The sequence below is a fragment of the Methylophaga sp. UBA2513 genome, from assembly GCF_002341285.1.
GTDB lineage: Bacteria > Pseudomonadota > Gammaproteobacteria > Nitrosococcales > Methylophagaceae > Methylophaga > Methylophaga marina.
Map to the genome: position 1 here is coordinate 131,789 of NZ_DDNT01000015.1, position 21,513 is coordinate 153,301.

At 45.0% G+C, this 21,513-nt stretch carries 22 protein-coding genes; 12 read left to right on the forward strand and 10 right to left on the reverse strand.

What is annotated here, in order from left to right; translation table 11 throughout:
- Nucleotides 1-45 precede the first annotated feature (45 nt).
- The 4 genes from gloA to B3V56_RS09885 all read right to left on the reverse strand — a co-directional run bounded on the left by gloA (nucleotide 46) and on the right by B3V56_RS09885 (nucleotide 4,325).
- Entirely contained in the window at nucleotides 46-600 is a 555-nt protein-coding gene (gene gloA, locus B3V56_RS09870; RefSeq protein ID WP_286303450.1) for a lactoylglutathione lyase, read from the reverse strand.
- 55 nt (nucleotides 601-655) lie between these two features.
- Nucleotides 656-1,981: an alanine/glycine:cation symporter family protein gene (locus B3V56_RS09875; RefSeq protein WP_286303449.1), complete on the reverse strand. Its 1,326-nt coding sequence runs from the start codon at nucleotides 1,979-1,981 to the stop codon at nucleotides 656-658.
- Between the two features lie 104 nt (nucleotides 1,982-2,085).
- The gene (locus B3V56_RS09880; RefSeq protein WP_289284223.1) at nucleotides 2,086-3,513 is read right to left on the reverse strand and encodes an MFS transporter; all 1,428 of its coding nucleotides are present in this window, start codon (nucleotides 3,511-3,513) and stop codon (nucleotides 2,086-2,088) included.
- Nucleotides 3,514-3,527: 14 nt separating this feature from the next.
- Nucleotides 3,528-4,325, reverse strand: coding sequence for an SDR family NAD(P)-dependent oxidoreductase (locus B3V56_RS09885; protein ID WP_320165416.1), 798 nt, complete (start codon nucleotides 4,323-4,325; stop codon nucleotides 3,528-3,530).
- Between the two features lie 94 nt (nucleotides 4,326-4,419).
- Here B3V56_RS09885 and B3V56_RS09890 point away from each other — a divergent pair, with 94 nt between their 5' ends.
- Nucleotides 4,420-5,322: a LysR family transcriptional regulator gene (locus tag B3V56_RS09890; protein WP_289281667.1), complete on the forward strand. Its 903-nt coding sequence runs from the start codon at nucleotides 4,420-4,422 to the stop codon at nucleotides 5,320-5,322.
- A gap of 5 nt (nucleotides 5,323-5,327) precedes the next feature.
- On the opposite strand, the gene mnmE is transcribed toward B3V56_RS09890, so the two are convergent.
- The 5 genes from mnmE to rpmH are packed head-to-tail and all read right to left on the reverse strand — an operon-like array spanning nucleotide 5,328 to nucleotide 9,058.
- A complete protein-coding gene (mnmE, locus tag B3V56_RS09895) occupies nucleotides 5,328-6,671 on the reverse strand; it encodes a tRNA uridine-5-carboxymethylaminomethyl(34) synthesis GTPase MnmE (protein WP_289281668.1) in 1,344 nt (447 codons plus the stop codon).
- A gap of 9 nt (nucleotides 6,672-6,680) precedes the next feature.
- A complete protein-coding gene (gene yidC, locus B3V56_RS09900) occupies nucleotides 6,681-8,324 on the reverse strand; it encodes a membrane protein insertase YidC (RefSeq protein WP_289281669.1) in 1,644 nt (547 codons plus the stop codon).
- A complete protein-coding gene (gene yidD, locus B3V56_RS09905) occupies nucleotides 8,317-8,553 on the reverse strand; it encodes a membrane protein insertion efficiency factor YidD (RefSeq protein ID WP_286303444.1) in 237 nt (78 codons plus the stop codon). The genes yidC and yidD overlap by 8 nt, the downstream gene beginning before the upstream one ends.
- Entirely contained in the window at nucleotides 8,538-8,891 is a 354-nt protein-coding gene (gene rnpA, locus B3V56_RS09910; protein WP_286303443.1) for a ribonuclease P protein component, read from the reverse strand. Before rnpA ends, yidD begins: the two co-directional genes overlap by 16 nt.
- 32 nt (nucleotides 8,892-8,923) lie before the next feature.
- A complete protein-coding gene (rpmH, locus tag B3V56_RS09915) occupies nucleotides 8,924-9,058 on the reverse strand; it encodes a 50S ribosomal protein L34 (RefSeq protein WP_286303442.1) in 135 nt (44 codons plus the stop codon).
- Nucleotides 9,059-9,328: 270 nt separating this feature from the next.
- Here rpmH and dnaA point away from each other — a divergent pair, with 270 nt between their 5' ends.
- The 11 genes from dnaA (at nucleotide 9,329) to B3V56_RS09970 (ending at nucleotide 19,712) form a co-directional block, all read left to right on the forward strand.
- The gene (dnaA, locus tag B3V56_RS09920; protein WP_286303441.1) at nucleotides 9,329-10,696 is read left to right on the forward strand and encodes a chromosomal replication initiator protein DnaA; all 1,368 of its coding nucleotides are present in this window, start codon (nucleotides 9,329-9,331) and stop codon (nucleotides 10,694-10,696) included.
- Nucleotides 10,697-10,711: 15 nt separating this feature from the next.
- Nucleotides 10,712-11,815, forward strand: coding sequence for a DNA polymerase III subunit beta (gene dnaN, locus B3V56_RS09925; RefSeq protein WP_289281670.1), 1,104 nt, complete (start codon nucleotides 10,712-10,714; stop codon nucleotides 11,813-11,815).
- A 432-nt stretch (nucleotides 11,816-12,247) separates the two neighbouring features.
- Nucleotides 12,248-12,784, forward strand: coding sequence for a hypothetical protein (locus B3V56_RS09930; RefSeq protein WP_289281671.1), 537 nt, complete (start codon nucleotides 12,248-12,250; stop codon nucleotides 12,782-12,784).
- 16 nt (nucleotides 12,785-12,800) lie between these two features.
- Entirely contained in the window at nucleotides 12,801-13,238 is a 438-nt protein-coding gene (locus B3V56_RS09935) for a hypothetical protein (protein ID WP_289281672.1), read from the forward strand.
- A 40-nt stretch (nucleotides 13,239-13,278) separates the two neighbouring features.
- Nucleotides 13,279-13,764, forward strand: coding sequence for a DUF6653 family protein (locus tag B3V56_RS09940; RefSeq protein WP_286303436.1), 486 nt, complete (start codon nucleotides 13,279-13,281; stop codon nucleotides 13,762-13,764).
- A gap of 101 nt (nucleotides 13,765-13,865) precedes the next feature.
- Nucleotides 13,866-14,576, forward strand: a complete 711-nt coding sequence (locus B3V56_RS09945) for a VC0807 family protein (RefSeq protein ID WP_286303435.1) — start codon at nucleotides 13,866-13,868, stop codon at nucleotides 14,574-14,576.
- Between the two features lie 4 nt (nucleotides 14,577-14,580).
- The gene (locus B3V56_RS09950) at nucleotides 14,581-15,246 is read left to right on the forward strand and encodes an adenosylcobinamide amidohydrolase (protein ID WP_289281673.1); all 666 of its coding nucleotides are present in this window, start codon (nucleotides 14,581-14,583) and stop codon (nucleotides 15,244-15,246) included.
- Between the two features lie 156 nt (nucleotides 15,247-15,402).
- Nucleotides 15,403-16,698 carry a DUF2868 domain-containing protein gene (locus B3V56_RS09955; protein ID WP_289281674.1) on the forward strand — a complete coding sequence of 432 codons (1,296 nt, stop codon included), beginning with the start codon at nucleotides 15,403-15,405 and terminating at the stop codon, nucleotides 16,696-16,698.
- Nucleotides 16,691-18,094 carry a DUF3482 domain-containing protein gene (locus B3V56_RS09960; RefSeq protein ID WP_289281675.1) on the forward strand — a complete coding sequence of 468 codons (1,404 nt, stop codon included), beginning with the start codon at nucleotides 16,691-16,693 and terminating at the stop codon, nucleotides 18,092-18,094. Before B3V56_RS09955 ends, B3V56_RS09960 begins: the two co-directional genes overlap by 8 nt.
- Nucleotides 18,095-18,176: 82 nt before the next feature.
- Nucleotides 18,177-18,596 (forward strand): DUF4174 domain-containing protein, encoded by a 420-nt coding sequence (locus B3V56_RS09965; RefSeq protein WP_289281676.1) that lies wholly within the window; start codon nucleotides 18,177-18,179, stop codon nucleotides 18,594-18,596.
- 129 nt (nucleotides 18,597-18,725) lie between these two features.
- Nucleotides 18,726-19,712, forward strand: coding sequence for a GGDEF domain-containing protein (locus B3V56_RS09970; RefSeq protein WP_289281677.1), 987 nt, complete (start codon nucleotides 18,726-18,728; stop codon nucleotides 19,710-19,712).
- Between the two features lie 49 nt (nucleotides 19,713-19,761).
- Here the strand turns inward: B3V56_RS09970 and B3V56_RS09975 are convergent, their stop codons facing one another.
- Nucleotides 19,762-21,504, reverse strand: coding sequence for a monovalent cation:proton antiporter-2 (CPA2) family protein (locus tag B3V56_RS09975; protein ID WP_289281678.1), 1,743 nt, complete (start codon nucleotides 21,502-21,504; stop codon nucleotides 19,762-19,764).
- Between the last annotated feature and the right edge of the window lie 9 nt (nucleotides 21,505-21,513).

The following is a 21,513-nucleotide window of genomic DNA, read 5'->3' on the forward strand; positions in this document are numbered from 1 at the left end:
TTCAAATAAAAAAGGGGCTCAATGCCCCTTTTTTAATACATGCGCTTAGCCTAAGTGATCTTTTAGTAATTCTGGCTGACGTTCAGGTGTGAAAATCTCAATCCAGTAACCATCTGGATCTTGAATAAAGGCAATGCCTTTCATCTTGCCATCATTCGGTTTCTTCACAAACGGCACACCGAAGGATTCAAATCGCTCACATGACGCATCAATATCTGGCACAGCAAAACCGATATGGCCAAACCCACGCGGATCACTATTGCCATTGTGATAGCTAACCTCGTCGTTATCTTCATCACCCCAGTTATGTGTTAGCTCTAACATGGCAGGCATGGCAAATGTTTGTTTGATACGCTCATCGTTATCCGTTGAAATCGCTTTCACTTGTTCAGGTGATAATGCCGCCATAAAGTACAAGGTAAACTTCATCTCTGGAAAATCAAATCGTTTCACTAAGGTCATCCCCATCACTTCAGTGTAAAACGCCAGAGTGCGTTTCGGGTCTTTGATGCGGAACATGGTTTGATTAAATACAAAATCATGGGTGGCGGGATCGTGTGTCTCGCTTACCCCTTCAGCATTGTCAAAATGACGACTCATTGTGCTCTCCTTAATGTAAAACAGATAAATTTATGACCATTCTTATGACAATGGCTCACTTAGTATTGAAATAACGCTGACTTTCTTCTTTCACGACTTTCGACAGCAATAAAATCCCGATAAGGTTTGGAATGGCCATTAAACCATTCATCAAATCGGAAAAGTCCCAGACAAACTTCAACTCCCGGGTAGCGCCAACAATGACTGCAGCCACAAACACGACACGAAAGACGATAATGGCTTTCTCACCCAGTAAATATTCCAGTGCTTTTTCACCGTAATAGCTCCAGCCAATTAAAGTGGAAAAGGCAAATAGAGCCGTCGCTATCGCGACGATATACGTGCCCGTCATACCTAATGTTTCAGCAAAGCTGACACTGGTTAAGATATTAGCTTTCACCCCATCCTGCCAGGCTGTGGCGGTTAAGATTACCAGCGCTGTTGCAGTACACACCACTAGAGTATCAATAAAGGTCTGAGTCATAGAAACCAATGCCTGTTTCACCGGATCATTCGTCCGGGCTGCCGCCGCAGCAATGGGGGCTGAACCCAAGCCCGATTCATTCGAAAACACACCACGTGCCACACCATAACGAATCGCCGCCGCGACAGCAGCACCGGCAAAACCACCGCCAGCCGCAATCGGATTAAATGCATGCCAGAAAATTAAATGAAAGGCCGCTGGCACTTCGTCAATATTGATCCCGATAACCGTAAAAGCAGCGCCCAAGTAGGCCACAATCATAAAAGGTACTAGCATTGAGGTGAAGCGCCCAATTGAACGAATTCCGCCGATTAATACCAAACCGGTTAACACCATCAGCACAAATCCGGTTGTGCTGGTCTCCACGCCAAACACTTGCTCTACAGCAGCAGCCGCTGAATTTGCCTGGGTCATATTGCCGATACCAAACGCAGCACCGATGGTGAAAACCGCAAACAAGCTGCCAAGCCATGGCAAGCCCACACCTTTTGAAATGTAGTACATCGGCCCACCACGCATACCGTTTTCACCTTCTTCACGATATTTCACGGCCAGCATGGCTTCGGCATATTTGGTCGCCATCCCCACAAGTCCTGTCACCCACATCCAAAACACGGCACCGGGCCCACCTAAAGAAATCGCTGTCGCCACGCCAACAATATTGCCGATACCCACCGTAGCGGCGAGAGCAGTAGTTAAGGCAGCAAAATGACTGATATCCCCATCAGCTTTATCTTCTTTGTGAAAGACAAGCTTCAGGGCATGGCCTAATTTTCGGAACTGTAAGCCTCTTAAAATGACGGTTAAATATAAGCCAGTACCAACCAGTAATATCAGCATGGGCGGCCCCCAGACCCAGCCTGAGAAAACCGATACCCAGTGTGAAAGAAATTCCATGTATATCTAACCTGTGAGAAGTGATAAATGCTTTCGAAGTTATGTGAGAAGCAGACCGCTGTCAAACTTTAAGAACAATCAATCTATCAACGGTATAACTCAGCTCATGAAACCGTCTTAGGTTTCAGAATAGAGGCACCTGCATCTCTTGATAAACTCAAGGTATCGGCAATTGAAATTAATGCCAACACAGCAATGATCCAAAAAGCTAACTGGAAATCCTCAGCCCGTGTTTCCACCAGCGTGGTTCCATGTAATAACCACATCGAAAAAGCTAAGACCAGAGCAGCAAAAGCAATACCGATACCACGACTCATTTGTTGCAGCACAGAAAACAACGTGCTGGCATCACGCATTTGCTTCTCACCTACATCAGCAAAACCAATAGTATTGAGTGCAGTGAAATGCATAGATCGGTTAAGACCACTGATAAATAACACCAATACGATTAACCAGTGAGGTGTGTTGACAGTAAACATGGCCATCGCGGCGAAGCCGACTGACACCATCAGTCCATTGACGAGCAAGACTCGACGGAAACCAAAGGTATTCATTATCCAGGTGGTGGCTGGTTTCATGCAGAGGTTACCAACAAATAACCATAACAACAGTGTCCCCGCATCAACGGGCGACATACCAAAACCCAATTGAAACATCAGAGGTAATAAGAAAGGCACTGAGGCGACAGCAATACGGAAAAACGAGCCTCCCACAGCCGTTATTCTGAACGTTTTTATTTTTAGAGGGCTCAAGCTGAATAAAGGATACTGACTACCCAGCAAATGCTTAACAGCTAAAGCCAGCAAGATAATGCCAACAGTAATGAAACTCAGGCTATAGGCCATACCGATTCGGCCAGCACTGAGACATTCCACACCGGCCATAAACAGTCCAAAACCACTCCCAGTCATGAAAAAACCGCTGACATCAAAAGGTTCTTTTTGCCTAACAGGTGTTGATTGGGGTTGAATCAAAAAATGCGTAATAACTAAGATCAGTAATCCAATCGGAATATTAATCAGAAAAATCCATTGCCAACTCCAATGTGTGGCAATCCATCCTCCTAAAAACGGGCCCAGCACAGGACCAAATAGGGCCGGCCAGGTCAGAATCGCCACCGCTTTGACTATTTCGCTTTTTGGCGTATCTCGCAAAACAACTAAGCGACCAACCGGCACCATCATGGCCCCACCAAAACCCTGCAATATCCTCGACGCCGTAAAACTCAATAAGTCTGTACTCAATGCGCATAATACAGAAGATGTGATAAACATCAGTACAGCAAAAGAAAATACGCGTCGGGCACCAAAACGATCAGCCGCCCAACCACTTAGCGGCATAAAAATAGTTAATGCCACAAGATAAGCCGATACCCCCACAGATAAATGGGCTGCTGCAATATCAAAATCCTTAGCGATCGCAGGCAAAGCGGTAGCGATTATCGTGGCGTCTAACGTTTCCATAAAAAATGCCGACGCCACTAATAATGCAATCGCTATTCGTCTGTTGATTAGAATGGGCCCTAACTGCATGCCATACCTGTCAGTTACACAATATCGTCTACGACACCACCATCGACTCTGAGGGCAGCACCACTGGTCGCCGATGCTTGCTCAGAGCAGACATACACCACCATATTGGCCACTTCTTCTACCGAAGCAGGTCGCTGTATGACTGAACTCGGTCTGGCTTCCATAACAAAGGATTGACCGACTTGTTCATATGACTGGCCTGTTTTTTCTACTTCATCAGCTATCATCGCTTTAAAGCCGTCAGAAAGAGTCGGTCCGGGCAGCACACTATTCACTGTCACGCCACTTCCTGCTACTCGTTTGGCAAGACCACGAGACAGTGATAACTGAGCCGTCTTTGATACTCCATAATGGATCATGTCATCAGGAATATTGCGAGCAGACTCTGACGAAATAAACACAACACGTCCCCATTGTTTTTTCTGCATTGCTGGCAGATAGGATCGTGACAATCGCATGCCGGACATCACATTGGTTGCCCAATACGTATCCCAGGTTTCATCATCTGTCTCAAAGAAGTCCGCTGGACCGAAGATACCCGCATTATTGACCAGAATATCGACTTCCGGCACGACATTGACAAGTTGTTGACAGCCAGCCGCAGTGGATAAATCAGCCGCAGCAGGAATAAGTTTGGCTTCGGGCAGTTGTTGTTTGATACGCGCTATCGCCTTCTCTACACTCTCATCACTACGGCCATTGATAACGACCTCTGCTCCAGACTCGGCTAAGCCAGATGCAATGGCAAAGCCTATGCCTGCCGTTGAGGCTGTGACTAATGCTTTTTTACCGTTGAAATCGATTTTCATCATGCTCTCCTTATGAGTTATTTGTGTCCATTTTAGGTGAGCGACAATATTGATTAAATAGATATAATGTAAATTCACTATTTCCGATTAGTTAACAATGAAACGTATTGATGATCTGCTTGGATTAAGAGTATTTGAGAAAGTGGTCACACTCGGTAGCCTGACAGCCGCTGCCCAAGCCTTAGGCATTTCGCTCGCTGCCGCCAGTAAGCGACTGAGTAAACTTGAGCAGTATCTGGGTGTAAAACTGATTCATCGCAGTACGCGACGATTATCAGTCAGTGATGAAGGGCAAACGCTTTTTGATTATGCACAGCGGATTGTGTCGGAATTAGAACAGGCCGAAGAAGCCATTCTGCAAAAGTCGGAACAGATATCTGGCACATTAACCATTACCTCTCCCAACAGTTTTGGTCGACGTCATTTGGTCAAACTGATTGCTGAGTTCAGACAACTGCATCCTAATATCACCATCCAATTGCTGTTAAGTGACAGCATTGAGGAGATGATTTCAGAAGGTATTGATGTAGCTATCCGTTATGGTGAGCTGCCAGATTCCAGACTAGTCGCACGTCGACTGTTGAATAATGATCGTATTTTATGCGCGTCACCAGACTATCTTGCTCAAAATGGTACGCCTCAGACCTTGGACGAACTCTACCAACATCACTGCATTATTATTAGTCGTCATACTGAAATTAACTGGGCCTTTCCCACTCAAACCTTACACATTCAGCAAGCCATAAGTTGTAATGATGGTGAGGCAGCACATGCTATGGCATTAAATGGCATGGGGATTGTGCTGAAATCCTATTGGGATGTAGCTGAGGACTTAAGCACAGACAAATTAGTGCAAGTATTGCCAGAACAGGCTGTCATTAGCGCACCGATTAATATCATTACTCTGAAAAACCAGCATCAACCAGCCAGAATACGACTATTTATCGACTTCTTACTGAATAGTTTGCAGCTGCTACAGATGCATAAAGACAAATTCTGACAGTCTTATTTGCCAATACAAAAACTGGAGAAAATATGATCCAGCAAGTCTTCTGTGGTGAAGGTACCAGTAATTTCACCCAGTGCATTTTGTGCAAGACGTAACTCTTCTGCTAACAGCTCACCAGCGCCCATCCCTGAGAGGCAGTCATAACCATTGACGATAGACTGTCTGGCGCGTGCCAGTGCATCAAGATGGCGGCGTCTGGCAATAAAGACACCTTCTTCTTCTGGGTGAAACCCGACGGCTTGATAAAGATGTTGTTGTAATAACTCAAGTCCATCGCCCGACTTCGCCGAGAGATACAACGTAGGATACCCCTCTTCTTCTGTCAATTGCGTCAGGTGACCACTTTTATCAATCTTATTACGGATAATGGTGAGTGGTTTATTCGCCGGTAACTCAGCCAGGATTTTTCTATCCTGTTCAGTCAGCCCTTGGCTATCATCGATCAGTAATAGAATATGATCGGCCTGAGCCAGTTCATTTTGGGTACGACGAATGCCCTCAAGCTCAACGATATCATTTGTTGCATCATGCAAACCGGCCGTATCAGAGATACGTAATGGCAAGCCACCAAGATGAATTTGCTCACGCAGTACATCACGGGTGGTGCCAGCGACATCTGTGACAATGGCAGCATCATGACCCGCTAATTGATTATGCAAGCTGGATTTACCCGCGTTAGGCTGACCCGCCAGCACGACGCTGATACCTTCACGCAATAATCGGCCTTGTTTGGCAGAGCCCGTGATGCCTTCCAGTGTTTTTAATAAATCCTGAAGTTGCCTGTCGACTTGCGCTTCTGCTAGGAAATCAATTTCCTCATCGCTGAAATCAATCGATGCTTCAACGTACATTCTGAGGTGTGTCAGTTCTTGCAGAAAATCATTAATGCGATTAGAAAAATCACCTTGCAGTGAACGCATTGCACTTTTGGCAGCCTGCTCTGTTGAGCTCTCAATTAAATCCGCGACTGCTTCAGCCTGGGCCAAGTCCATTTTATTATTCAGAAAAGCCCGCTCTGAAAATTCACCCGGTCTGGCCATTCTGGCACCCAGCTCAACGGCTCGCTGACAGAGTTTATCCATCACAAGTGGGCTGCCATGTCCTTGCAGTTCGACTACATCCTCACCTGTAAATGAAGCCGGACCTGGAAAATAAAGGGCAATACCTTCATCAATCACTTCATTTTCGGCACTGCGAAAGTGTGTAAAGGTCGCATAACGAGGAGTCGGTAATTTGCCGCAAATTGCACTCACGATCTCAGCACTTTGCTTGCCTGAGATTCTAACGACACCGACGCCACCACGCCCAGGCGCGGTGGCTACTGCAACAATCGTATCCATCAGCGTCGCTTAGAGTGCGTCCATCTTACGAGTGATATACCACTGTTGTGCAATCGACAACACGTTATTCACAACCCAGTACAACACCAGACCAGATGGGAAGAACGCAAAGAAGACCGTGAACACCAGCGGGAAGAACTTCATCATCATCGCTTGTGCAGGATCTTGAGGTGCAGGGTTCAGGCTTTGTTGAATCCACATAGAAATACCAAACAACACTGGCAAGATGAAATAGGGATCCATCGCTGTTAAGTCATTAATCCACAAGATAAAGTCGGCTTGGCGTAACTCAATACTTTCAACCAGCACCCAGTAGAAAGACAAGAACACTGGCATTTGCACAAGAATCGGCAAACAACCACCCAATGGGTTAATTTTCTCAGTACGATACAGATCCATCATCGCCTGATTAAATTTCTGTTTATCATCGCCGTAACGTTCTTTCAGTGTTGCCAACTTAGGCGTCAACTTACGCATAGCGGCCATGGAACGATAACTGGCTGCTGACAACTTGAAGAACACTAACTTAATTAATACTGTCAGCAGTACAATTGACCAGCCCCAATTACCCGTTAGTTTATGTAACCACTCCATGACCCAAAATAATGGTTCAGAAATAATGGTAAAGATGCCGTAATCAACCGTTAACTGTAGGTTCTTGGCTACCGCTTCAAGACGATCCGCTTTTTTAGGCCCGAGATACATTTCATAATCGGCCTGCGCTTCACTACCAGGCGCAACAGATATTGCAGGCATTCTGACACCAGCAGTGTAGTTGGTACCATTGATTGAACGAGCGTAATAACCTTTCTCTTCCGTATTTTGTTCAGGCACAATCGCCGCCACAAAATAATGCTCAATCATTGCCGCCCAGCCATCTGTCGCTTTCTGGTTAAAAGGCTTGTCATCTAAATCATCAAATTTTACTTTTTCGTACTCATTACCTGTGTTTGAAAATACAGGGCCTGTGTAGGTATAGATAAAGTGAGAACCGTTAGTGACGTTATTGCGGTTAAATTGGGCATAAGGATAGGCTGAGAAAGCCTCTGATGTGTTATTGACCACTTTGTAGTCAACGTTTACCACATAACTATCGCGTTTAAATGTATAGGTTTTAATGACTGTTAAACCATTCTCCGCTTGCCAGTACAATGGTACGCTGAGCTCGTCCTGACCCTCTTTCAACTGATAGCTCTGTTGCTCAGATCGATAGATTGCGTAATGTGTCGGCGCATCGTCATTAGAACGTAGACCTGATTGAGCCACGAAATACGCATCACTTTTATCACTCAGAAATTGAACCGGGGTATCCGGCTGTTCAGAACTGACAGCGTATTTAAGTAAAGCTAAGTTTTGAATATCACCGCCTTGTGTGCTGATGTCGATATCCATGACATCTGTTTTCACATTCACCATTTGTTTAGAAGCAACTGCTTGTGCAGCGTCAGGCACATCGGGTAACGCTTCTGCAGAGACGGATGGCATATCCGGTAACTCAGCATCATTGGTAACAGCGGCTGGGTCAGCTGCTTGATTCGATGTTGTATTTTCCACGGTTTGTTGTGGGCTGACGTAATCAGTTTGCCACGCCTGCCATAACAATAACGACACGATGAGCAGACCAAAAATAAATAGGGTTCTGAGATTATCCATTATGTTTCTTTGTTTTTAGTTCAGGTACAGGATCAAGTCCACCCTCATGCCAAGGGTGACAGCGGGATAGTCGACGCAAACCAAGCCAGGTTCCTTTGATGGCACCATGACGTTCGATTGCATCTATCATGTATTGTGAGCAGGTTGGATGAAAACGGCAATGCATGCCAGTGAAAGGGCTCAGTAAAAGTCTATAACCTCGGACGAGGATGATTAGGATTTTTGCCATTGCGCCACCACTGTTAACCAATGTCGCTCCAATGCTGCCCATATTTGAGTGCTATCTCGTTCTGTCACACCGGGGCGTGACAGCACAACAATATCGATATTTGATAAGACGGATTGATTCTGTCGAAAAGATTCGCGAATAATCCGCTTTAAGCGGTTGCGTTGATTGGCTAATTTCACGTGTTTTTTAGCTATCGCTAGTCCCAGTCGGGGATGCCCCACTGAGTTCTCAACCGTTAAAACCGTCAGGCCCCCACCACCAGTGCGTTTTCCTTGACGGAACACCCGAGAAAAATCTCCCGGGCGATTCATTTTCATGGCTCGGCCAAATGTTGCCAAGTCATGCCCTCCCTGAAGGATGTCAGAGAAGATTATGCTGACAGTCTTGCGCGACCTTTTGCACGACGTGCGTTAATAACGCGACGACCACCAACTGTTTTCATACGTGCGCGGAAACCGTGAGTACGTTTGCGCTTCAGATTGCTAGGCTGAAAAGTTCTTTTCATTTCACCAACTCCAGAAATATTGATTGTTTTGCTGCCTGCGGTGCTAACAGCAGCAAAAACCGCCGAGGCAAAAGACACGGGATTATAAAGTTTTAAGGCATAACAAGTCAAACCAGAGTGACTTTATTATTTCTGTGGTTATTTTACTTGCCAAAAAGCTGGCTTAAGGATAACTTTAGACGTCCTGCGTTACCAGCTATACTATTTCTCATACGTAGCTAACCAGCGCACCTCTTTTTTGTTTAAACCGGTATAAATCAAGGAGTTAATGTGTCATCACCCCTTTGGGAAAAATGTCTGTCCCATCTCGAAGGTGATTTGTCGGCACAGCAGCTGAATACTTGGCTTAGGCCGCTGCAAGCGATCGAAACCGAAGAGAACTTACGCCTACTTGCGCCTAATCCGTATGTTAAAGCCTGGGTACAAGAGCAACTTGAGACACAGATAAATCAGCTGGTTCATCAATTAACTCAAGGCCTTATAGAACAGGTATCCATTGAGGTAGGCACCATCGATCAGGCACCACAACGCCCAAAACGCGTTGTACCTGCTGCCGCAACAACAAACATCGATAAAGAAGAAAAGCCGGAAATTGTTAAATCCGAACCCGCACTTGGGAGTCCAATCAATCCACTATTTACTTTTGATAGTTATGTCGAAGGTAAGTCCAATCAGATTGCTCGCGCCGCCTCGCTTCATGTGGCAGAAGCGCCAGGGACAAGTGGTTATAACCCTCTCTTTTTATATGGTGGCACTGGTCTGGGTAAAACTCACCTCATGCTGGCCGTGGGTAATAAGATCAAACAAAACAATCCAAAAGCACGGGTGATTTACCTATCATCAGAACGCTTTGTTCAAGACATGATTACCGCCCTACGCAACAACGCTATCGATCAGTTTAAAAATCACTATCGCAGTGCCGATGCATTATTGATTGATGATATTCAGTTCTTTGCAAAAAAAGAGCGCTCTCAGGAAGAGTTCTTCTATACCTTTAATAGTTTGTTAGAAGGCCAGCGCCAAATCATATTGACCTGCGACCGTTTCCCGAAAGAAGTCGACAACCTCGATGAACGTCTACAATCACGTCTTGGTTGGGGCTTAACTGTTGCTATCGAGCCGCCAGAACTCGAAACTCGTGTGGCGATTCTGATCAAGAAAGCGCAACAAAACCTGATTACACTGCCGGAAGACGTGGCCTTTTTCATTGCTAAACGTATAAAATCGAATGTGCGTGATCTGGAAGGCGCATTGCAGCGCGTTCTGGCTTTTTCTCGCTTCACCAATCAGCCCATGTCAATTGATATGGCACAGGAAGCATTGAAAGATCTGTTGGCCCTGCACCAAAAGCTGGTCACACTAGAAAGTATCCAGAAAACAGTGGCGGAGTATTTCAAAGTCCGCGTATCTGAATTGCTGGCGAAAAAACGCACACGTTCTATCGCTCGCCCAAGGCAAATTGCCATGGCTTTAGCCAAAGAATTAACCAGTCACAGCCTGCCAGAAATAGGTGAATCATTTGGTGGACGTGACCATACGACTGTCCTGCATGCGTGCCGGAAAGTTGCTGAACTGAAAGAGTCGGATCCCCGCGTGGCTGAAGACTACCGTAACCTTTTACGAACACTGTCGAGTTAACCCGAGAGAATCATCATGCAATTTACTGTCAGCCAAGATACTTTAGTGCGACCGCTGCAACTGGTGTGCAGTATTGTTGAACGACGCGCTACGCTTCCGATCCTGTCTAACGTCTTATTACGTGTTCAAGGTGACCAGCTATCCATGACCAGCACCGATATGGAACTGGAAATGATTGCTACTCTGCCGGTCGCCGTTGAAGAAGAAGGCAAAACCACCGTCTCAGCCCGTAAACTGCTGGACATTGTCAGAGCCCTACCGGGTAACGCCACCATCAGTGTTAATGCCAGCGAAGGTAAAGCAGTGGTGAAAGCAGGGAAAAGCCGCTTTTCATTAGCGACATTGTCCAGTGATGACTTTCCGGATAGTGAAGGCGCCAATTACATGGACGAAATTTCACTGCCACAATCGGCACTGAAATCCTTACTCGACGAAACCAGCTTTGCCATGGCCAGTCAGGATGTTCGTTATTACTTGAATGGATTACTGCTGGAGCGTGATGACACTACATTACGTGCTGTTGCGACCGATGGTCACCGTCTGGCGCTGGGCAGCCTGACGACATCCACACCCGTCAGTGAGAAAAACAGCGTGATTGTGCCACGTAAAGCGATTATTGAACTTGGCCGCTTGCTTAATGACAGTGATGATACGGTTAAAGTTGCCTTCAGTAATCAGCAAATCAAAGTGGAATTACCGGATATTCACTTCACATCTAAACTCATTGATGGCCAGTTCCCGAACTACGAACGCGTTTTGCCTTTAGGTGGTGATAAAGAAGTCTTAGCTGATCGTGATGAATTGAAACAAGCCTTATCTCGTGCAGCTATTTTGTCTAATGATAAACATCGCAGCGTGCGTATCAATTTAGAGACAGATCAATTAAAAGCCACAGTCACTAACCAGGAACAAGAATCCGCAGAAGAAGAAATCAGCGTCGATTACAAAGGTGCCCCATTAGAAATCGCCTTTAATAATGCCTATCTGCTGGACTTATTGAACGCGATTCCGGATAACAAAGTGAAACTGCTTTTCACTGACGAGACCAGCAGTGCCCTAGTTACACCTGCTGATGAAAAATTTGAGCGTCAATATGTCGTTATGCCAATGCGCTTGTAGTAAATGTTCAAACATTTCTTTATTAGTAGGCATTAAAGCGATTTTTATAGATGTACGTATTAACAGCAACGCTATCAGCAGTATGAATACAGGCTGTGCTCAATAAAGTCCAAACACATCAAACGGATGGCCAACGGCGTGAGGCTAAAGATGGCTCCGTTTGATGCTTTGTGAGCTCCTAGCTATCCAACTGCAGACATTCCTACACTCCAAGCCTGGTTGACCCAATAAAGCGCAACAAAGCCGTTCTACCCCCCAACAACTCCCATGAGTATGACATTAATTACGTCATGAAATAGTCCTCTCAATAAAGAGCTAGCCGCACAATGTGACGTGATTAAAGTGCATTTCAGCGTTGGCATTAACAGCAGCATTTTTTATCTACAAAAATTTCACAGATAACGGCCAAACCTGAACAAGGGAGGGTCTACTATGAAAAAACAATGCATGAATTACATCATGGCTTGCGTCTCAGTCCTGACATTGGCGAGTTGTGGTGACGATGAGTTCTCGCAAATCGATTTTGGTCAAGATGAAGCCGAGTTCACAGCGGTAACACCTGTGCCAGATCATTTGCGGGCCGGGATGCCAGAGGAGAAACCCAAAGAAATGCTGTCAGTTGCCGATCCCACGCCACCTGAAGTCTGGTTACTATCTTTATATCGGCAAAAACCCAATCATGATCCTGAACGTGATGTGATGTATTACCAGAAATTACTTGATGAGGTCCTGGCACATGTTCATGAGGATAAACGCGTTGTCAGCAATCGATTAGTACAAGTCACACGACAGTTACAAGACAAAGGCATTGATGCCGACCAAGATAGATTGCTGATTGATTTTTCTCACTATTTACCTAGTGTGAATGGTAAGTATGTATTTGGCGAACTCACTGCAAACTACAGCAATCTTCGACAACAAGACATGAATCATGACCAGGCCATGAAACAGTTGTTTGAGCTTATCTAGTCAGGGAGGATGTGATGTGGATTTTTTAATTCAAAGTTTATTTGTCTGGGCACTTACCTTAACAGGCTACGAAGACCCGAATTATCTGCCTGATATAAAAGCAGTCAGTCATCAAACACTCGCCACTACATTGTGTAAATCCAGTTACTGTACCGCAGTGGCCTATTACGACAAAAACACGGAAACGATTTTTTTTGATAATCGTATGGACATCAAAACTGATGATGGAGCCCGTAGTTTCATAGTGCATGAAATGGTGCATTTTCTGCAGCATAAAAACGGCAAAATAAACAGCGAAGAGCTTGATTGTAAAACACGCATAGAAATTGAACGTGAAGCCTATCGTGTTCAACAACTTTTTCTAAAAGAACACCACAAAGATACATACCAGATTGATATGGCTATGGCAGTATTACCCAGTCTTTGCAGCGAACAAACTGAAAATTTAAACTGAGATTAAGCTCTAGTACTGGCTATAAAAATAAGGCATTGAAATGGATATCATCAAGTGGACTGAAAAGCTGATGTCGATGGATGAGGAGAGTTGGCAGCGCCATGCCAATCCCTGGAGTGTGTATTCACGCTTTACAACTTTGCCCTTACTCTCTCTGGCTTTTTATTCACGCGAGTGGATAGGGATTTATTCGTTCATACCTGTTGTTTTGGCTCTTGTCTGGATTTGGCTCAACCCACGACTCTTCCCTCCACCATCCTCTACCGATAACTGGGCCTCCATGGCGACCTTTGGAGAAAGGTTGTATCTAAATCGTCAACATGTCCCCATTCCTGTTCATCACCAGCGATTTTGTGTTGTGCTACAGACGCTGTCTGTCATCGGCTTACCCTTTCTGATTTATGGCTTTTACAGTTTAAATATTTGGCTACTGCTGGCCAGCAATATCTGGATGATGGTGTTCAAAGCCTGGTTTGTCGATCGTATGGTCTGGTTATATTTGGATAGTCAGGACGATCAGTCATAACCTTATGCTGACTTTGATAACAAAACAAAAAGGTAATCCCATCAATCATCTACATCCTATATAATCACTGACTCATTTATATAGAGCCAAACAAAAACACAATGATGAATAGTACCCCCACGCATAAGCCACGTCCGTTCGTAGACCTGATGGTCAGTATCGTATTGCCATCCATTATTTTAATGAAGATGAGTGGTCCAGAAGACTTAGGTGCCAGTGGTGCATTAGTCGCGGCGCTGTCTTTTCCACTTGGCTGGGGTATTTTTGAGCTGATTAAATACCGTAAATTCAACTTTATTGCCTTACTCGGTTTAGTGAGTGTCTTACTCACTGGTGGCATCGGTTTATTTGAGCTCGATACGAAATGGTTAGCGATCAAAGAAGCAGCCATTCCTGCGATTATCGGTCTTGCCGTGCTTGGCTCAACATTCACCCGTTACCCACTTATCAGAGCGCTGTTGTACAACCGTGAGATGATGGACGTAGACAAGATTAAAGATCGTCTTGAAGAGCACAACAGCACAGCCTTGTTTGAAAAACGCTTACTCAATGCCACCTATTTATTAGCTGGTACCTTTTTATTTTCAGCCATCATGAATTTCCTGCTGGTGAAATGGCTGGTCACCAGCCCAACTGGCAGTGAAGAGTTTAATGAACAACTCGGTTTACTGACTTTATACAGTTATCCAGTGATCGCGATTCCCTCTATGCTGATGATGATTGGTATTTTTTATTATTTATGGCGCACGATTCATGATCTTACTGGCTTGAAACTGGAAGAGGTGATATCACCCAAAATCGCCAATAAATAACCGTATGTCCTCAGTCCGACAGGTTCTGCATCCAGACTACCTGATTCTATTACCCACGACACCCTGCAAAGTTCTCAGTTCTGCGGTGTTACACGGAGGACTGCAAAAGGCCAATGCTTTACTTAATATGCGTGTGGAGAAACACTCTCCACTCCCCTGTCTGGCGCCAGAGCAAACGCTATTAAATAAAGCAGAAGAACTCGCTCTACCCTCTCCCACTGTCGGTATGATGACAGCGGCTTCCATGAAGTCGTTAGGGCAGCATATTGAGAAACGCGGTGACTTAACGGTTGAATGCTGGGTAACGAGTGGTCTCAGTAACGTCAGACGAGTGGGTGATAAAGCCGATGATAAGACTGAGCCAGGTACCATCAATATCTGCTTACACATTAATCAAGCACTGTCCGATTCAGCACTGGCAGAAGCCTTGATATTACTGACTGAGAGTAAAGTCACGGCCATTCGCGATACGGATATTATCAGCCCGGTTTCCGGTCTCTCTGCCAGTGGTACAGGCACCGATAGTCATGCTGTATTTTGCCCTGATGCAGAACCTCAGCACCATTATTGTGGCAAACACACTACGCTGGGTGAGCTTATCGGCCGCGCTGTGCTTGAGGCCTGTTCAACCAGCTTAGGTCACTGTTTTCGCAGTATGATCAACGACTAAAAATAGGGCTTACAGCCTGTCGATAGCCGAATAATACTTGCTTGAAACCTGTCGCTATTAACGTATTACAGTCTAGATAAGCTTGGAAGCAGTATTTGCATTATCGTTAGCAATTCATTTCAGCTTGAGTTAAGGGTATTTTGTATACTAGCTCTTATGGCCTCTAAACATGCAACTCACGCTATCGAGCATTTTTTCTTTAAAGACGGTGCCACACGGGCCTTATTCCGCTGGCTGGATTTTCGTTTATTTGTCTCGCAACAGAATATCCAATTAACATCCTCTAAAAATACAACGGCGCAATCAGCTACCGATTATCTCCATGCCTGGCAGCAACAGGCCTCTCTGACAACTCCCGCTACAGGAATTTTACGACTTTTCAGCGTTATCGCGATGATTATTGGATTTACAGCCATGGTAGGCGTATTAAATGTACGAGAACACACATTCATAAATATCTGGGTTCCGCTCGCTCTGTTTGCATTTTTACCACTGCTGCTCAGCCTGAGCAGCTTTTATTTGTCTTTTTTATCACCGTCTAAACAACATTTACATCATCACCCCGTGATGCATTGGCTCATCAATAAACTGCAGTTGCAACCCTTTATTCCGTATAAAAATCTGTTATTACCCTGGCTTTTTTGGCAAGTACAATCAGCGGCTATTTTGTTTTCTGCCTCAGCGCTACTGTCTTTTTTTCTATTGGCGACATTTCAGGATTATCAATTTGGCTGGTCATCCACTTTCATCACTGATAATGCCACCATGACTCAAATGATGAATATTATCAGTTGGCCCTGGCAGTGGTTATTTGAGGCACCAACGGCTGAATTAATCCAGCAGACACGGTTTAGTGTTCAGACAGCTAATATAGCTGTCACGGCCAACAATAACTGGTGGGTGACCTTGGTGATGTCTATTGTGGTTTACGGAGTTTTGCCTCGTCTGCTCTTAGCACTGTTACTCCGTCATCAATTTATCCAGCAATTACGTCACAACATCCAACATAGTAGTGATGTAGAACAATTTATTGTTGCTCAACAACATCAGATGAGTCGCAATCCTATTCTGTCTGAGAACCTGACTAGCGAAAATACGTCAGTGCAATTACCCTCATCCAATACTGTCTTGCTTAGCTGGCAGCAGGCTGATTTGTCTTTTCCCATAGCAAAAAATCTGGGCACAGATGACTGGTTAAAAGATGAAAAGTGGCTGATGTCTGATGCCAGTCATTTTGATAAGCCTGTCTGGATCATGATTGATCCGATGCAGACACCAACAGGTGAACTGGCCGATAGTATTGAGTTGTTACAGCAACATAATTCTTCTGTCAGCTTAGTGTTATACCCTATCAATACGGATGACTCACGTTACCAACAGCAGCAGAAATCATGGCACTTTTTTGCCCAACGACACGCTGTCAGTTTAAAAGAGGGGCATGACAATGGCTGAATCAACGTCACATCCCGTCTTTGCCGTCGTCGGACATCCCAATAAAGGCAAGTCAAGCATTGTCGCCACGTTGACACGCCAGGATGCCGTTAAGATCTCTGAAATTTCAGGTACCACGACGTCGTCGCAAACCTTTGATTTGAATATAGAGGGGGTGACCCAGTACACGCTGGTTGATACTCCGGGTTTTCAACGACCACGGCAAGTCCTGTCCTGGTGTCAGCAACATGCACCCAATGCTGCCGAGCGTAGAAACACGATTCAAGCCTTTGTAGATGAGCAGGCAGCTATAGGCAGTCATAAATTCCATGATGAAGTTGAGCTATTACAGCCTATTCTGAGTGGTGCTGGCATTATCTATGTTGTGGATGGCTCTATTCCCTACAGTCCCGAATTTGAAGCAGAAATGACCATTTTGCAATGGACCGGGCAGCCTCGTATGGCTCTGATTAACCCGATAGGTGGTGAAGCTTATGTGCAAGAGTGGCAAGATGCGTTAAGCCAATATTTTAGTGTTGTTCGCGTGTTCAACCCCATGACAGCGGATCACCAAAAACAATTCACCATCCTGTCTGCCTTTGCTGAATTATATGAGCCCTGGCGTCCTTCTATTGAAGACACCATTGAATTGCTGAAACAGTATTTCGAATCACTAGAGCAACAAGGTGCTTTTGTCGTGGCAGAACATATTCAACGCATGCTTGGCCATATCAGTGAAATCAAAGTGCCTGCAGACTTTGTTAAGTCACGTCTAAAGGACAAGCTCAAACACGACTATCAAAGCTCGCTGCGTCATATTGAAGCCAGTATGCAACGCCAGCTTCAAGCCCTGTTTGCTCACCCTGAAATGAAGATGCAGTTACAGGAACTCAACGCTGATTATCCCGACCTGTTTGATACCAGTCATTGGTATATTTATGGCTTAGACAGACAAAAGATCGTGGGCTTATCGGCTTCTGCGGGTGCAGCTGCCGGTGCAGTGGTGGATGTGGGCATGGGTGGCACCTCACTGATGACCGGTGCCTTCTTCGGCGGCTTGGTATCTGGTGCCGCATCACTCTTCGCTACCGCCGCACCAGAAAACCTCAAAATTAATGGCATTCCCATAGCGGGTGAAACATTAAAAGCGGGTCCAATGAAAGAACTGACGTTTATTTTTGTCGTGCTGGGCCGTGCTGTTGATTTTCTGGAAATGATCTTACGACGCACACATGCCGATCGTTCAATTGCAGAACTACCTGAAACCAACCTTACTGAACGAATAAATCATCTACCCAAAGTCGATCAAGTTCAACTCACCCGCTTATTACAAAAAGCACACAAAGGCCTCAGCGAGGCTGAGTTAATCAAACTTCGCGACTGGGTATTAGTACTCTGCTTGTCGTCTGAAGCATAAAATCCGGTCAATATTGACTTGTTCTTAACAGCGTCTTTCGTAAGCTCATACAACTGTGTTTATCAACAATGGAGCTTGAGGCATGACTCGTCAATTACTGGTTTTATTGATGCTATTGAGTCCACTATCCTGGGCAGAAGCGATGCAAAACCTTGAATCACTCTCAGACTTAAAATGGAAAAACCGGCTTATTCTGATAGAGGCTGATCAGCCAATCCAACACTATCAGGATGAACTTGACCGACTCGATGCTGACATCGTTGATCGTGATATTGTGTGGTTTATTGTTAACGACAAGGACGTGATAAATAATTTTAACGGCAAACTCAGTGATAGTGCCGCTGATGAGATCCGTCAAACATTACAAAGTCATAGTAGTGCGGTTTTATTAATCGGTAAAGATGGTGGTATTAAGGCAACAGAGACCCAGTTAATACTCGATGAGCTCTTTGGCGAGATAGATAGAATGCCCATGCGTCAGCAAGAGCTACAATCCCGTTAGCCATATCCATTCCTTCCACTCTATCAATATGAATAATTGTAAGCACTGGTAGCACTATGCTATTAATGATTCATAATCCATATCGAAGACGGGTGTTGGTTTATCTTCTTCATTGTTGTTGGGGGGCGTATGAATATCATCAATGAGCTATTTGATGGCAGTTTTATGCCCCACGGTCATTGTTACAAATGGCAGAGTGACTTACTTTTTCTGCATGTGGTGGGTGATGCACTGACGGTGATGGCCTACTTTCTCATTCCTATCGCCCTTATCCAGCTTGTCAAAAAAAGAAATGATTTTGCTTTCAACTGGATTTTTGTCATGTTTGCCGCTTTTATTTTTCTCTGCGGCGTCACTCACCTCATTAACCTGATTAATATCTGGCATGGGTATTACTACATCAGTGGCATGGCAAAACTCATCACTGGTATCGTCTCTATAACCACCACAGTGATGATTGTATATTTACTTCCCAAAGTCATTGCTTTTCCCAGTATTAAAGACTTTAAAGTTAAAAATGAGCAATTATTACTGGCTAAAAAAGAGTTACTTGAAGCCAATCAATTATTAGAACAACGAGTTGAAGCACGAACCAAAGAACTAGAAGAGCTAGCGCGCACAGATGCATTAACAGGCGTGTTAAATCGAGGTGGTTTGATGTCCTGCTTGACGGATGAAATTGATCGCGCGACCCGCTACAAACGTCCATTAAGTCTATTAATGGTTGATTTAGATCACTTCAAATACGTCAATGATCAATATGGGCATCAACAGGGTGATGTTGTGTTAACGGAAGCTGTTCAAATTATATCCAACGTGTCCAGACACAGTGACCACCTTGGACGTTATGGGGGCGAAGAGTTTCTATTAATTCTTCCAGAGACGGACATGAATGAGGCAAAAAGCCTCGCTGAACGTATTAGGCTGGACGTTGAGCAACATTCATTTTGTCAGCAAGAAGGACACGATATTTCATTGACCTGTAGTATTGGACTGACGGAATATCAACCAGGCCAAACACAATCGAGTTTACTTCAAACGGCTGATCGCATGCTGTATAGCGCAAAAGACACCGGTAGAAACAGGGTCATTGTTAACGACAACACCGATGCCTAACAACCATCCAATGTCTATTACTTTTCAATAGACATTGGATAACTCAACATTAATGTTTTAGCTCACCCAGCACCACTTTATTATCCGTAACTTTTTTCACCACATTCGAGTAGTAATCATCTCTAAACTCATTAATAACCCGTGTGGCGACTGTATCCTCGACACCACTTCCCAACAACACTTCTTCTGTGAGTCTCAGGCTTGTTTCTAATGTCTCTGAAACTGTTGTGGTTGCACCCTGAGTAATGAGTTCTGCACAGTGTTTTCTATCTCGAGCACGTGCATGTATTGGCATCTCTGGATAATACTGACGCACTTGAGCCACTAATCTATCTACCTGAGCAGGGTTGTCCAGGGCCACAACAATCATTTTGGCTCGATCGGCACCAGCGGCCTGTAAGACTTTTACTTTACTGGCATCACCAAAGAAAACCGGAAATCCCTGTGCTCTGGCATCCTTTACCCGATGCTGACGCATATCTAACGCGATATACGGTACGCCGGCAGCGCCCAATAAGGTACCTACACGCGCACCAACCCGGCCAAAACCGGCCAGAATCACATGCTCTTGATCATGTTCGATGAACTCAGTGGTATAGTCTTCTTCGCTTTTCTCTGCATCTGGTGTGTAAAACTTCAGTAATAGGAAGTTTGTTGAGCGAACAACAAATGGTGTTAACACCATCGTTAAAGCAATGACCAACGTCAGAATATCGCTGACCGTAGTTTCCAATAAGCCTAATGAAGCCGCAAAGCTAAACAAAACAAAACCAAACTCACCACTTTGAGATAATAAAGCACCGGTTTGTAAAGAAATATCGTGACGTGCTCCTGCAATCCGGGCCAGGATGTAAACCACAACGGTTTTAATGGTCATCAGCCCCCAAGTCAGTAACAGAATATCACCCAGTCGCTCCCACAATAGACTGAAATCAATCCCCATGCCCACGGTCATGAAGAACAAACCTAACAAGATACCGCGGAAAGGCAGAATATCAGCTTCTATCTGATGTCTGTACTGAGACTCAGCCAGCATCACCCCAGCAAGGAAAGCCCCAAGCGCCATGGAGAAACCTACACTTTGCATAATCCAGGCAACGCCAAGCACCAAAAGCACGGCGACAGCAATGAAAACTTCCGGATCCTGACTGGCGACTATTCTCGCTAACACTGGATTAAGCAGGTAACGTCCAGCAAACAACAGAGCAATAATGACCAGAATACCGATCAGTGGATTGATATCTGGCCCGACCACTTCTGCACCATTGCCTACGGCAAGATAGGACACCAGAGCCAATAAAGGCACCACGGCGATATCTTGCAACAACAGTACTGAGAATGACATTCGGCCCATAACAGTGGAAATACCGCCACGTTCCGACAAGAGTTTTAAACAAAATGCGGTGGATGATAGGGCTAAACCAAAACCAATGATGATGGCACTGTGATTATCCAGACCTAACCAGATAGCAATGCCATAAATAGTACCTGCTGTAATCAAAACCTGAGCAAGCCCCAGCCCCAGCACCATTTTACGCATTTGCCAGAGTTTATCTGGCTTGAGTTCTATCCCTAAAACAAACAGTAAGAAAATGACACCAAACTCGGCGAGATGGCGAATATCTTCAACCTCAGTAATAACACCCAGCCCCCATGGACCAAGAATCATACCGGCCGTTAAATACCCCAAAATCGCGCCCAAACGAATGGCATGAAACGTCGGAATAATAATTACCGTGGCCAATAATAAAGCCAGAATTTCTACCAGATAATGGCCGCCTGCTTCTTGCACAAATTATCC

Bases quoted from the DNA above. Each gene is read 5' to 3' on its own strand.
- gloA (WP_286303450.1), bottom strand. From the start codon at position 600: ATGAGTCGTCATTTTGACAATGCTGAAGGGGTAAGCGAGACACACGAT.
- B3V56_RS09875 (WP_286303449.1), bottom strand. From the start codon at position 1,981: ATGGAATTTCTTTCACACTGGGTATCGGTTTTCTCAGGCTGGGTCTGG.
- B3V56_RS09880 (WP_289284223.1), bottom strand. From the start codon at position 3,513: ATGCAGTTAGGGCCCATTCTAATCAACAGACGAATAGCGATTGCATTA.
- B3V56_RS09885 (WP_320165416.1), bottom strand. From the start codon at position 4,325: ATGATGAAAATCGATTTCAACGGTAAAAAAGCATTAGTCACAGCCTCA.
- B3V56_RS09890 (WP_289281667.1), top strand. From the start codon at position 4,420: ATGAAACGTATTGATGATCTGCTTGGATTAAGAGTATTTGAGAAAGTG.
- mnmE (WP_289281668.1), bottom strand. From the start codon at position 6,671: ATGGATACGATTGTTGCAGTAGCCACCGCGCCTGGGCGTGGTGGCGTC.
- yidC (WP_289281669.1), bottom strand. From the start codon at position 8,324: ATGGATAATCTCAGAACCCTATTTATTTTTGGTCTGCTCATCGTGTCG.
- yidD (WP_286303444.1), bottom strand. From the start codon at position 8,553: ATGGCAAAAATCCTAATCATCCTCGTCCGAGGTTATAGACTTTTACTG.
- rpmH (WP_286303442.1), bottom strand. From the start codon at position 9,058: ATGAAAAGAACTTTTCAGCCTAGCAATCTGAAGCGCAAACGTACTCAC.
- dnaN (WP_289281670.1), top strand. From the start codon at position 10,712: ATGCAATTTACTGTCAGCCAAGATACTTTAGTGCGACCGCTGCAACTG.
- B3V56_RS09930 (WP_289281671.1), top strand. From the start codon at position 12,248: ATGAAAAAACAATGCATGAATTACATCATGGCTTGCGTCTCAGTCCTG.
- B3V56_RS09940 (WP_286303436.1), top strand. From the start codon at position 13,279: ATGGATATCATCAAGTGGACTGAAAAGCTGATGTCGATGGATGAGGAG.
- B3V56_RS09945 (WP_286303435.1), top strand. From the start codon at position 13,866: ATGATGAATAGTACCCCCACGCATAAGCCACGTCCGTTCGTAGACCTG.
- B3V56_RS09950 (WP_289281673.1), top strand. From the start codon at position 14,581: ATGTCCTCAGTCCGACAGGTTCTGCATCCAGACTACCTGATTCTATTA.
- B3V56_RS09955 (WP_289281674.1), top strand. From the start codon at position 15,403: ATGGCCTCTAAACATGCAACTCACGCTATCGAGCATTTTTTCTTTAAA.
- B3V56_RS09960 (WP_289281675.1), top strand. From the start codon at position 16,691: ATGGCTGAATCAACGTCACATCCCGTCTTTGCCGTCGTCGGACATCCC.
- B3V56_RS09965 (WP_289281676.1), top strand. From the start codon at position 18,177: ATGACTCGTCAATTACTGGTTTTATTGATGCTATTGAGTCCACTATCC.
- B3V56_RS09970 (WP_289281677.1), top strand. From the start codon at position 18,726: ATGAATATCATCAATGAGCTATTTGATGGCAGTTTTATGCCCCACGGT.